Origin of the sequence: Nonomuraea candida, from assembly GCF_000725485.1 — a bacterium.
Taxonomy (GTDB): domain Bacteria; phylum Actinomycetota; class Actinomycetes; order Streptosporangiales; family Streptosporangiaceae; genus Nonomuraea; species Nonomuraea candida.
The window spans coordinates 87,830-100,192 of the sequence record NZ_JOAG01000028.1 but is presented as its reverse complement, the minus strand read 5'-3'; the positions used below and the strand labels follow the sequence as shown (position 1 = coordinate 100,192).

Below are 12,363 nucleotides of genomic sequence, written 5' to 3'. Positions count from 1 at the left end.
CAAGCTGCGGCAGGCGGGGGTGCCGGTCACCGCCGTCCGCTACCAGGGCATCATCCACGACTTCGTCATGCTCAACACCCTGCGCGAGACGCAGGCCGCGGCTTCGGCGATCGAGCTGGCCACCGCCACGCTGCGCCGGGCCCTGCACCAGAGCTGAGCCGATGACCACCAGCGACAGCCTCCCCGGCGAGCAGCCGTCACCCGGCGGCCGGCGGCACGAACCGGATCTGCGCGGCATGACGCGGATCAACCTGCGGCCCATCGCCTCGCCGATGCCGCTCGGCTTCTACGCCGTCGCCATCGCCTCGACGATGGCCGCCTGCCTCCAGCTGGGCCTGTTCCCGCCGGGCGCCGGCCCCGCGGTCGCGCTGACCATCGTGCCGGCCTTCGTCCTGCAGCTCATCGTGGGCATCATCGCCTTCGGCGCGCGCGACGTGATCGCGGCCACGCTGATGGCCTGCTTCTCCGGCATGTGGCTGGCCAGTTCGCTGGTTCTGGCCCTCGACCCGCCCGGCGGCACCGTCGTGCTGGGCGCGCTGAACCTGGTCTTCGCCCTGTTCGCCGTGCTGATGGCGAGCGTGGCCAGGCCGAAGCGGGCGCTGTGGCTGGTGCTGGTCACCGCCGTGCCCCGCTTCGCCGTGGCCGCCGCCGCCGGCCTGACCGGCGCCGCCTGGCCGGCGACCGCGTCGGGCGTGCTCGGCCTGCTGCTGGCCGCCGTGGCGATGTACGCCGCGTTCGCGCTGATGCTGGAGGACATGCGCGGCCGCGAGGTGCTGCCGATCGGCCGCACCGGGCCCGCCCACCACGCCGTCGAGGGCGACCTGGCGGTCCAGCTGCGCGACCTCGAACGCCAGGCCGGCGTGCGCCGCACCCTGTGACCCACCCGTGAAAGAGACAGCCATGACCACGATGCCGGTCGCCGGTATCACCCCGGCCCCCGCCGGGCAGGGGCGCGACAGCGCCGACCTCGTCGTACGGAACGCGAAGATCTTCACCGGCGATCCCCGCAACCCCGCCGCCACCGCCCTCGCCGTCCGCGCCGGCACGATCACCGCCCTCGGCGACGATCACGACCTCGCCGCCCACGTGGGCCCCCGGACCAGGGTCGTGGACGCCCTGGGCCGCCGGATCGTCCCCGGCCTGAACGACTCCCACCTGCACGTCATCCGCGGCGGCCGCAACTACGCGCTGGAGCTGCGCTGGGACGGCGTGCGCTCGCTGCGCCGGGCCCTGGCGATGCTGCGCGAGCAGGCCGGCCGCACCCCCAAGGGCCAGTGGATCCGGGTGGTCGGCGGCTGGACGGCCGAGCAGTTCGCCGAACGGCGCATGCCCACCGTGGCCGAGCTGAACGCCGCCGCCCCCGACACGCCCGTCTTCGTCCTGCACCTGTACCAGTCGGCCCTTCTGAACCGCGCCGCCGTCCGCGCGGCCGGACTCACCCGCCACACCCCCGACCCCCGAGGCGGCCAGATCCTGCGGGGCCGCGACGGCGAGCCGAACGGCGTCCTGCTGGCCGCCCCCAGCGCCCTCATCCTCTACTCCACCCTCGCCGGCGCGCCCGCGCCCGACGACGCCGACGAGAAGACCTCCACCCGGCACTTCCTGCGCGAGCTGAACCGCTTCGGCCTCACCTCCGCCGTGGACGCCGCCGGCGGCTTCCAGAACTTCCCCGGCGACTACCGCACCGTCATCGACCTGGCCAGGGACGGCGAGCTGACCCTGCGCATCGCCTACCACCTGTTCCCCCAGACGGCCGGGCAGGAGCTGGCGGACCTGCGCCGCTGGATCGAGACGGTACGGCCCGGCGACGGCGACGCGTGGCTGCGCCTCAACGGCGCGGGCGAGAACCTGACCTGGGCCGCCGCCGACTTCGAGAACTTCTCCGAACCGCGCCCCGAACTCGCCCCCGGCTACGAGAGCGAGTTCGAGCAGGCGGTGCGGCTGCTCATGGAGAACGGCTGGGGCTTCCGGCTGCACGCCACCTACGACGAGACGATCCGGCGCGACCTGGCCGTGTTCGAGAAGCTGGCCGCCGACGGCCTGTTCCCGGCCGGGAACCGGTGGCTGTTCGACCACGCCGAGACCGTCTCACCCGCCAGCCTGGACCGCATCGCCGCGCTCGGCGGCGCGATCGGCGTGCAGAACCGCATGTCGTTCCAGGGCCGGGCGTTCACCGACCGGTACGGCGCGGCGGCGGCCGCCCGCACCCCGCCCGTCCGCGAGATGCTGGAGCGCGGCCTGCCCGTGGCGGCCGGCAGCGACGCCACCCGCGTCTCCTCCTACAACCCGTGGGTCGCGCTGCACTGGCTGGTCACCGGCCGCACCGTCGGCGGCCTGCGCCTGTATCCGGCCGAGCGGCTGATCTCCCGGGAGAAGGCGCTGGAGCTGTACACGCACGCGGGCGCCGCCCTCACCGGCGAGCAGGACGTCAAGGGCGTGCTCAAGGAAGGCTTCTTCGCGGACTTCGCCGTCCTGACCCACGACTACTTCGCCGTCCCCGACGACGACATCGCGCACATCGAATCGGTGCTGACCGTGGCCGGCGGCCGGATCGTGTACGCCGCCGCCGAGTACGACGGCATGGACGAGCTCCTGCCGCCGATCAGCCCCGGCTGGAGCCCCGTGGCCCATTTCGGCGGCTACCAGGCCACGCCACCTCCCGGCGGCGCGGGGGCCCGCCAGGCCGACCTGCTGGGCGAGGCCGCCGCCGACGCCGACCGGCACCACCGGTGGCGCCTCGCCCGCGACCTCGACCCCGGCCTCGACCCCGGCTCCGGCCACCCGGCCGCCCCTTGCGACCCCTGCTTCACCCCCTGACGCCACCGCGCACCCGAGGCGCGTGGTCTCCCACGGCCGGCGGGCGGGCGCGATCCCGACCGTGACCCCCGCCCACCGGCACTTCCCACGAAAGGAACGATCATGATCAACCTTGACGGCGTGCACGCCGCCCCCAGCCCCGGCCTGCTGACGCCGGACAACGCGATGATGCTGTTCGTCGACCACCAGCCGCAGATGTTCTTCGGCGCCTCCAGCGCCGACCGGGCCGGGGTCATCAACGCCACCGTCGGCCTGGCCAAGTCCGCCCGGGTCTTCGACGTGCCGGTCGTGCTGTCGAGCGTGGCCGCCGAGTCCTTCTCCGGCCCGATCCTGCCGCAACTGGCCGAGCTCTTCCCCAAGCACGACGTGGTGGACCGCACCACGATGAACGCCTGGGAGGACCCGGCGCTGGTGGACGCCGTACGCGCCACCGGCCGTGGCAAGATCATCCTGTCCGGGCTGTGGACCGAGGTGTGCGTGGTGCTGCCCGCCCTGTCCGCGCTCGCCCAGGGCTACGAGGTGTACGTGGTCGCCGACGCCTCCGCCGGCGTCACCCCCACCGCGCACGAGCACGCCATGCAGCGCATGACCGCCGCCGGCGCCGTCCCGGTCACCTGGCTGCAGGTGCTGCTCGAACTCCAGCGCGACTGGGCCCGCGGCGAGACGTACGCGCCCACCCTGGAGGTGGTCAAGGAGCACGGCGGCGCCTACGGCATGGGCGTCGTCTACGCCCAGTCCATGCTCGGCTCCCACGCCGGCGGCTGACTCCGTCCCATGACGACAGACCTGGGCCTGCTCATCCTGCGCCTGGTCGCCGGGCTGCTGCTGGCCGGGCACGGGATCCAGAAGGTCAGCTTCCGGCTCGGCGGCGCCGGGCTGGCGGGCGGCGCGCGGGAGTTCCGGCGCGACGGCTTCCGCGGCGGGGCGCTGACCGCCCTGGCCGCGGGCGCCACCCAGATCGGCGCCGGGCTCCTGCTCGCGGGCGGAGCGCTCACTCCGCTCGCGGCGGCCGGCGCGACCGGCGTGATGACGGTCGCGCTCACCGTCAAATGGCGGCACGGCCTGTGGGTGCAAGCGGACGGCTACGAGTACCCGCTGGTCCTCATCGCCGTCTTCGCCACGCTCGCGCTGACCGGGCCCGGCCGCTGGTCCGCCGACGAGGCCCTGCGCCTGCTGCCCTGGCCCGCCTGGCAGGCCGCCCTCGCGGTGGCCGCCGGCCTCGGCAGCGGCCTGGCCGTCCGCCTGCTCCTGCGCCGCCCCTCGCCGGCGGCAGACCCGGACCACCCCTAGACGACCGGACCGCCCCTGGACGACGGGGCCGGTTCCTGGGCGACCGGACCGCCCCTGGACGACCGGACCGCCCCTGGACGACCGGACCGCCCCCGGGACGAGGGGCCGCCCCCTGGACAACCGCACCCGGCCACAGCCGCCGGCCCGAGTGAGAGCGGCCGGCCGCGCCCGCCGGGACACCAGCCCCACCCCCACCTCACTTCAACCAAGGACGGAACCATGTCATCGACCTCCTCCGAGGCTTCCTACGCCCGCGACCTCGCCCAGATCGAGCAGGCCAACGCCTCCGGCCGCATCCCGGTCGTGTTCGTGCACGGGCTGTGGCTGCTGCCCACCAGCTGGGAGCGGTGGGCGCGGGTCTTCGCCGAGGCCGGCTACGCACCCGTCGCCCCCGGCTGGCCCGACGACCCCGACACCGTCGGCGAGGCCAACGCCCACCCCGAGGTGTTCGCCCACAAGACCGTCGGCCAGGTCGCCGACCACTACTGCGACCTGATCGGCAAGCTGGAGCGCCGGCCCGCCGTCGTCGGCCACTCCTTCGGCGGGCTGCTCACCCAGATCCTCGCCGGGCGCGGCATGTCCTGCGCGTCCGTCGCCATCGACCCCGCCCCGTTCCAGGGGGTGCTGCCGCTGCCGATCTCCTCGCTGCGCTCGGCCGCGCCGGTGCTGACCAACCCGGCCAACATCCACCGGGCCGTGCCGCTCACGTACGAGCAGTTCCGCTACGCCTTCGCCAACGCCGTCAGCGAGGAGGAGGCCAAGCACCTGTACGAGACGTTCGCCGTCCCGGCGCCCGGCGCGCCGCTGTTCCAGGCCGCCGTGGCCAACTTCAACCCGTGGAGCGAGACCAAGGTGGACAGCACCGCCGAGAACCGCGGCCCCATGCTGCTCGTCTCCGGCGAGAAGGACCACACCGTGCCGTGGGCCATCACGCACGCCTCCTACAAGAAGCAGGCCCGCAACAGCCACCACGTCACCGAGATCGTCGAGATGCCCGGCCGCGGCCACTCCCTGACCATCGACAGCGGCTGGCGCGAGGTGTGCGACACCGCCCTGGCCTTCGTCCAGCGCTTCGTCCCTCCCGGGCAGGACGACCGATGACCGCCACCGGGCCGGGCCGCGCCCCCGCCGCCCCCGGGAGCACCCGCCCATGAACCCGCACGGTGACCACGGACCGGCGGTCTTCCGCCGCCGGTTCTGGCTCAGCCTGATCCTGTCGGTGCCGCTGGTCGTCACCAGCCCGATGGTGGGGGAGTGGCTCGGCTACACCCTGGACGTGCCCGGCCTCTGGCCGGCCGGGCCCGTCCTGGGCTCGATCTCCTACTTCTACGCCGGCCGGCCGTTCCTGGCCGGCGCCTTCCACGAGATCCACCATCGGGCGCCGGGGATGATGCTGCTCATCTCGATGGCCATCACCGTCGCCTACGCCGCCTCCCTCGCCACCACCCTCGGCTGGTTCGACCTGGACTTCTGGTGGGAGCTGGCCACCCTGGTCACCGTCATGCTGCTCGGTCACTGGCAGGAGACCAGAGCCCTCGGGCAGGCCCGCGGGGCGCTGTCGGCGCCTGCCGGGCTCCTGCCCGACCGCTCCGAACGCCTCGACGGCGACGGCGCCCCCGTCCCCACCGGCGAGCTCCGGATCGGGGACGTGGTGCTGGTACGGCCCGGCGGCCGCGTCCCCGCCGACGGGAGCACGGGAGCATCGTGGCTGGGCGATGTGAACGAGGCGGTCGTGCGCACCGTGACGGTGCTGGTCATCGCCTGCCCGCACGCGCTGGGCCTGGCCATTCCGCTGGTCGTCGCCCTGTCCACGGCCATCGCGGCCCGGGCCGGCATCCTCGTCAAGGACCGGCTCGCGCTGGAACGCATGCGGACCGTCGACACCGTCCTGTTCGACAAGACCGGCACCCTCACCACCGGCGCCCCCGCGCTCGTCGCGGGGTCCAGGCCGTCGCGAACGGCCTGCCGTACGCGATCGGCGGGCCCGCGCTGCTGCGCGAGACCGGCGCGCACGTCCCGCACCGGCTTCGGCCGGCCGCGGACGGCGCCACCGTCCTGCACCTGATCGCCCTGACCCCGCGGCCGCACGCCGTCGCCGCCTTCACCCTCAAGGACGAGATCCGGCCCGAGGCCAGGGGGGCCATCGACGAGCTGCGGGCGGAGCGCGTCTCCAAGGTCGTCATGATCAGCGGAGACGCCCGCACGGTCGCCGAATCCGTGGCCGCCGAACTGGACATCGACGAGGTCCACGCCGAAGTGCTCCCCGGCGACAAGGACCAGGCCGTCACGGCCATGCAAGAACGCGGGCTCCGGGTCGCGATGGTCGGCGACGGCGTCAACGACGCCCCGCACTCGCCCGCGCGGACGTCGGGATCGCCATCGGCGCGGGAACCGACGTGGCCATCGAGTCCGCGGGCGTCGTGCTGACCTCCTCCGGCCCGCGCGGCGTCGCCGCCGTCCTCAGGCTGTCGCGGGCCTTCGTACCGGAAGATGATCCAGAACCCGGGCTGGGCCGCCGCCTACAACGTCGTCACGCTTCCCCTCGCCGCCGGGGTGCTGGCCTGGGCGGGGGTGGCACCCAGCCCGGCGGTGGGGGCCCTGCTCATGTCGGCCTCGACCATCGTGGTCGCGCTCAACGCGCAACTGCTGCGCCGGTGGTGACCCGGCCCACCTCCCGGTCACATGCCGGCGATGAGTTTGTCCACCACGCTGCGGAACGGGTCCTTGCACAGCACCGTGCGCTGCGCCTGGTCGTTCAGCTTCAGATGCACCCAGTCGACGGTGAAGTCACGCCGCTTCTCCTGCGCCGCGCGGATGAACGCGCCGCGCAGCCGCGCCCGGGTCGTCTGCGGCGGCACCGACTTGGCCTCGAAGATCTTGATGTCGGAGGTCACCCGCTCCACCGAGCCGCGCTTCTCCACGGCAGGTCGTACTTGCGCCGGTACCGCTCGATGAGCTGGTATTTCGTCACCCAGTCGATCTCGCGCGAGACCAAATCGAGGTTGCCGGTGTCGACCGCGCGCAGGGTGCGCTCCCACAGCTCCAGCACCCGGTGGGCGATGGCGTCGCCGCCCCGCCGGTCCACGAAGTCCTTCGCCTTGTCCAGGTATTCCTGCTGGATCTCCAGCGCGGACGCCTCACGACCGTTGGCCAGCCGCACCCGCCGCCGCCCGGTGATGTCGTGGGAGACCTCGCGGATGGCCCGGATCGGGTTCTCCAGCGACAGGTCGCGCATCACGGTGCCCGACTCGATCATGCGCAGCACCAGGTCGGTCGCGCCGACCTTGAGCAGCATGGTGGTCTCGCTCATGTTCGAGTCACCCACGATGACGTGCAGCCGCCGGAACCGCTCGGCGTCGCCGTGCGGCTCGTCCCGCGTGTTGATGATCGGCCGGGAGCGGGTCGTCGCCGACGACACCCCCTCCCAGATGTGCTCGGCGCGCTGCGACACGCAGTAGACCGCGCCCCGCGGGGTCTGCAGCACCTTGCCCGCGCCGCAGATGATCTGCCGGGTCACCAGGAACGGGATCAGCACGTCGGCCAGCCGCCCGAACTCCCCGTGCCGGCCCACGCAGTAGTTCTCGTGGCAGCCGTAGGAGTTGCCGGCCGAGTCGGTGTTGTTCTTGAACAGGTAGATGTCACCCGCGATGCCCTCTTCGCGCAGCCGCTTCTCGGCGTCCACGAGCAGGCCCTCAAGGATGCGCTCGCCCGCCTTGTCGTGGGTGACCAGCTCCACGACGTTGTCGCACTCGGGGGTGGCGTATTCGGGATGGCTGCCCACGTCGAGATAGAGGCGGGCGCCGTTGGGCAGGAAGACGTTGCTCGAACGGCCCCAGGACACGACCCGCCGGAACAGGTAGCGCGCCACCTCGTCCGGGGAGAGCCTGCGCTGGCCCCGGAAGGTGCAGGTGACGCCGTACTCGTTCTCCAGGCCGAAGATGCGTCGGTCCACCACCTCACAGTACTCTCCCCGCCCGGGCGGCGGGGGAGATCGCCCTTCGCCGCGCCCGCCGGCGCCCGCATCCGGTCATACCGGGAGACGCCTATGCGAGCGCCGGGGTTCCTGGATACGGTCGAGGGCGCGCCCACGTGTACGGTCCGGGCGCCCGCACCAGAAGGGGACGCCCCGACGCGGCGCTCTGGCCGCGCTTCCGCTCTCCGGCCGGCGTGCTGAGCCTGGCGCCTGGCCCGCGCGGCATCCGCACGGTGAACCCGGCCAAGGCGAGCAACTGCGCGTTCTGGGCGTCGCTGGGCGCCCATGCCGCGGATCAGGTGGGGCGGTCTCCCTGGTTGAGTTCGGCGAGGGCGGCGGCGACGTCGGCCACGCCCGCGCCGGTGAGCGCGATCGGCCGGTAGCCCTGGCGGGCGAGGTGGGTGGCGGCGATGGCGGCGCGGCGGCCGGAGGCGCAGGCGACGAGCACGGGCCGCTCCCGGTCGAGCTCGGCCGGAACGCCCTGGGTGAACAGGTCGGGCAGGAAACGCTCGACCGCGCCGGGCAGCCGGACCTGCTCCCATTCGCTCGGCATCCGGACGTCCAGGAGTTGCCCGCCGGGCTGAAGCAGCTTGACGAAGGTGTCGAGGTCCGCCGGCCGGTAGGTCTGCGTGGCGGCGTCGCCGAGGTCGCGGACGACGCCCCGGACGGTGTCGATGCCGATCCGGGCGAGCTGGGTGACGGCCTCGGTGACGTCCTGGCCGGGCTCGGCGACCAGGGTGATCGGCTCGGCGTGGGGCAGCAGCCAGCCGGCCCAGCTGCCGAAGTCGTCGGCCATCTCGATGCCGACCGAGCCGGGCAGCATGCCGCGCGCCTGGACGTGGCGGGGGCGCAGGTCGACGACGTGGCCGGCGGGCGCGTCGAGCTCGGGCGCCCGGACGGGCGGCATGGGCGGCACGCCGAGGATGTTGGCCGGGCCCATGTGCCGGTAGAAGGCGGGGATGGGCATGGGCGCGGCCAGCAGCGTGTCGGCGAACGTCTCCGGGTCGTCGATGGCCAGCAGCGGATTGCCGGTCAGTTCCGCCGCGATGGTGGAGGTGGGCCCACCGGCGCCGGTCGTGGTGCAGAACGAGCCCGCGCCGTGCGTGGGATACAGGGCGACGGCGGGCGGCAGCGCGGCCAGGCGGCGCAGCGATCGGTGCTGGAGGCGGGCCAGGGTGCGGGCGCGTTCGGGGCCGAGCAGGTCGGGCCGGCCGGCCGCGGCGGTGAGCAGGCTGCCGCCGGAGAACAGCGCGACCGGCTCGCCGTCGATGAGCACCAGGTAGCTGGTGTGCTCGGGGGTGTGGCCCGGCGTGTGGAGGGGGCGGAGGGTCAGGCCGCCGCCGCCGTCGAGGTCCTCCAGGTGGAAGGCGGGGGTGTGCGGGTAGGCGGGGGCCGCGGCGGCGGGCAGCACGAGCTCGGCGCCGGTGCGCCGGGCGGCCTGCTCGGCGCCGGAGAGATAGTCGTTGTGCAGGTGGGTCTCCAGGACGAAGCGCAGCTCGACGTCGCGTTCGGCGGCGGCGTCCAGGAAGCGGCCGATGTCGCGCTGGGGATCGACGAGCACGCCGCGGCCCTCGTGGGTCAGCAGGTAGGTCTGGTCGCCCAGACCGGGTGTCCGGAACGATGTGACGTCCATGAGTGAGATACCCCCCAGGGTATGTGAAGGTCAAAAGGGGGCGGCCACGGAGGTTCCCGTGGCCGCCGGGTGTCAGGCGAGCGCCAGGAAGAGCCTCTCCAGCTCGGCGACGCTCATGGGCGGCTCGTCGCCGCGGTTCTGCGCGTCCTGGCAGTGCCGCAGCCCGGTGGCCACGATCTTGAACCCGGCGCGGTCGAGCGCCTTGGAGACGGCGGCGAGGACCGAAGGCGCCGCCGGCGGAACCGGCCGAGTATGACCTGCGCCGGGTCCGAGGGGCGGAGCCGGTCGCCGTGCGGCCCGGTGCGGGAACGCCGCCTCCTTCGCCACGGTCAGCCGATGATCACCTTCTCCTCCGGCAGCTCGTACCGGCGGGTGCGCTGCTTCAGCGCGAGCGCCGAGCCCAGCGTCAGCGGGCCGATGCGGCCGATGAACATCAGCAGGCTGAGCAGGACGTGCCCGGCCAGTGAGGTGTCGGCGGTGATGCCGGTGGACAGGCCGTTGGTGGCGAAGGCCGAGATGACCTCGAACAGCACCTGGTCGAGGCCGTGCGGGGTGATGACGAGCAGCAGCCAGGTGGAGATCGCGACCAGGATGACGCCCAGCAGGCTGATGGACAGCGCCTGGCGCTGCGTGGCGGAGGGGAGCCGCCGATGGCCGATGTTGACCTGATTCTCGCCGCGCAGCTCGGACCAGATGATGAACAGCAGAAAGCCGAACGTGGTGACCTTGATCCCGCCCGCCGTGCCCGCGCTGCCGCCGCCGATGAACATCAGCACGTCGGTGACCAGCCAGGAGGAGGGGTACATCTGGCCGATGTCGAGGGTGTTGAAGCCGCCCGAGCGCGGCATGACGGCGGCGAAGAAGGCGGCCAGCAGCTTGCCGGAGTCGTCCAGCGGTCCCATCGTGGCCGGATTGCGCCACTCGGTCGCCAGGAAGGCGAGCGTGCCGGCGGCGAGGAGCACAGTGCTCATCCCCACCGTGACGCGCGTCAGCACCGACCAGCGGCGCGGGCGCCGCCAGGTGCGCAGCAGCTCGAACACGACGGGGTAGCCGAGGCCGCCGGCGATGACGGCCAGGGCGATGGTGAGGCAGATCCACGGGTCGGTGACGAAGCGCATCAGGTTGTCCGGCCACAGGGCGAAGCCGGCGTTGTTGAACGCCGACACCCCGTGGAAGACGCCGAGGTAGAGGGCTCTGCCGAGCGGCTCGCCGTACCCGGTGACAAACCGTACGGTGAGGACCGCGGCGACGGCCGCCTCGCAGACCAGGCTGAACACCACCACCTTGCGCAGCACCTGCCGCAGGTCGGCGGCGACCACCGACTTGGTCTCCAATTGCGCGGACAGCCTGGCCCGCAAGCCGATCCGGCCGGAGACGATGACCATGACGAGCGTGGCGAGCGTCATGATGCCCAGCCCGCCCGCCTGGATGAGCAGCACGATCACCACCTCGCCGAACACCGACCAGTGCGTCTCGGTGTCGACCACGACCAGGCCGGTCACGCAGACGGCGGAGGTGGCCGTGAACAACGCGGTGAGCCAGTGCGAGCCGTCGCCCTGGGTGGTGGCCAGCGGGGTGCCGAGCAGCAGGGTCCCGATCAGCACCGCGGTGCCGAAGCCGGCCGCGATGACCACCGCCGGATGCCGCCCGCGGCCCGGCAGAGCCGATGGGCGCCGCGTCACCGGGCCGGCCGGGGACACGCGCTGGTGCTGGGCAAGCTCAAACCGCCGGAATCCACCACGAAGCCTCCGTCACGTCGCACGGCTGAAGACGTCGCCGACCAGACTTCCCGGCACTCCGCGCCATACGGTAGCGCAGCCGGATCCACCGTCAGAACGAGCCGGGCCAACACGGTGGCGATCGCGCGCGAGAGAGGAACGCGTCCGCCATGATGAGAACACCGAGGGAAGGTGTGACCGTTGGCTGGCGACGACACAACCGACACGGTCGTGGTGATCGGGCTGGGCCGCTTCGGCGGCGCTCTCGCGCTGGAGCTCATCCGCCGCGGCACCGAGGTGCTGGCCATCGACCATCGGCCCAAGCTGGTGCAGAGCTTCGCCGGGCAGCTCACCCAGGTCGCCGTCGCCGACTCCACCGACCTGGACGCGCTTCGGCGGCTCGGGGTGGCCGACTTCCGCCGCGCGGTCTGCGCCATCGGCACCGACATGGAGTCCAGCATCCTGACCGCCTCGCTCCTGGTGGAGCTGGCGATCGACGACATCTGGGCCAAGGCGGTGAGCGCCCAGCACGGTCAGATCCTCAGCCGCATCGGCGTCCAGCACGTCATCTTCCCCGAGCACGACATGGGTGAGCGCGTCGCCCACCTGGTGAGCGGGCGGCTGCTCGACTACATGGACGTCGACGAGGATTTCGCCATGGCCAAGATGCGCCCGCCGCGGAACTATGTCGGCATCGCGCTCGGAGCGTCCAACCTGCGCAGCAAATACGGCCTCACCGTCGTGGCGGTCAAAGCCCCGGACACCGAGTTCACCTACGCCACCGCCGACACCGAACTGTCCTACGGCGACATCATCATCGTCTCCGGACGCCCCCATCAGATCGATCGGTTCGCCGAACTCCCCTGAAGCCGCCCGCCACCGCGGAGTCCCCGGGCTGACCGGCGGCGGACGAGGGGACCGGAGCCTTCCGC

The 12,363-nt window shown here is 72.9% G+C and carries 9 protein-coding genes and 2 pseudogenes; 7 read left to right on the top strand and 4 right to left on the bottom strand.

Features of this window, described 5'->3' with window-relative positions; genetic code table 11:
* Positions 1 to 161 precede the first annotated feature (161 nt).
* The 6 genes and pseudogenes from IO39_RS26730 to IO39_RS59900 form a co-directional block, all read left to right on the top strand.
* The gene (locus IO39_RS26730; RefSeq protein WP_052423407.1) at positions 162 to 878 is read left to right on the top strand and encodes an acetate uptake transporter family protein; all 717 of its coding nucleotides are present in this window, start codon (positions 162 to 164) and stop codon (positions 876 to 878) included.
* A 22-nt stretch (positions 879 to 900) separates the two neighbouring features.
* A complete protein-coding gene (locus IO39_RS26725; RefSeq protein ID WP_043628510.1) occupies positions 901 to 2,817 on the top strand; it encodes an amidohydrolase in 1,917 nt (638 codons plus the stop codon).
* Positions 2,818 to 2,919: 102 nt separating this feature from the next.
* A complete protein-coding gene (locus IO39_RS26720) occupies positions 2,920 to 3,582 on the top strand; it encodes a hydrolase (RefSeq protein ID WP_043628508.1) in 663 nt (220 codons plus the stop codon).
* A gap of 9 nt (positions 3,583 to 3,591) precedes the next feature.
* Positions 3,592 to 4,107 carry a DoxX family protein gene (locus tag IO39_RS26715; protein WP_043628506.1) on the top strand — a complete coding sequence of 172 codons (516 nt, stop codon included), beginning with the start codon at positions 3,592 to 3,594 and terminating at the stop codon, positions 4,105 to 4,107.
* A gap of 219 nt (positions 4,108 to 4,326) precedes the next feature.
* Positions 4,327 to 5,208 carry an alpha/beta hydrolase gene (locus IO39_RS26710; protein ID WP_043628504.1) on the top strand — a complete coding sequence of 294 codons (882 nt, stop codon included), beginning with the start codon at positions 4,327 to 4,329 and terminating at the stop codon, positions 5,206 to 5,208.
* A 373-nt stretch (positions 5,209 to 5,581) separates the two neighbouring features.
* Positions 5,582 to 6,768, top strand: a pseudogene (locus IO39_RS59900) (HAD-IC family P-type ATPase); the annotation flags it as partial.
* A 17-nt stretch (positions 6,769 to 6,785) separates the two neighbouring features.
* On the opposite strand, the pseudogene pafA reads toward IO39_RS59900, so the two are convergent.
* The 4 genes and pseudogenes from pafA to IO39_RS26685 form a co-directional block, all read right to left on the bottom strand.
* A pseudogene (gene pafA / locus IO39_RS26700) lies at positions 6,786 to 8,059 on the bottom strand (Pup--protein ligase).
* Between the two features lie 316 nt (positions 8,060 to 8,375).
* A complete protein-coding gene (locus IO39_RS26695; RefSeq protein ID WP_043628502.1) occupies positions 8,376 to 9,713 on the bottom strand; it encodes an MBL fold metallo-hydrolase in 1,338 nt (445 codons plus the stop codon).
* 72 nt (positions 9,714 to 9,785) lie between these two features.
* A complete protein-coding gene (locus IO39_RS26690) occupies positions 9,786 to 10,040 on the bottom strand; it encodes a metal-sensitive transcriptional regulator (RefSeq protein ID WP_043628497.1) in 255 nt (84 codons plus the stop codon).
* Between the two features lie 2 nt (positions 10,041 to 10,042).
* Positions 10,043 to 11,347: a TrkH family potassium uptake protein gene (locus IO39_RS26685; RefSeq protein ID WP_245642262.1), complete on the bottom strand. Its 1,305-nt coding sequence runs from the start codon at positions 11,345 to 11,347 to the stop codon at positions 10,043 to 10,045.
* A 285-nt stretch (positions 11,348 to 11,632) separates the two neighbouring features.
* Between IO39_RS26685 and IO39_RS26680 the strand changes: the two genes are divergently transcribed.
* A complete protein-coding gene (locus IO39_RS26680) occupies positions 11,633 to 12,298 on the top strand; it encodes a potassium channel family protein (RefSeq protein ID WP_245642260.1) in 666 nt (221 codons plus the stop codon).
* Positions 12,299 to 12,363: the final 65 nt, after the last annotated feature.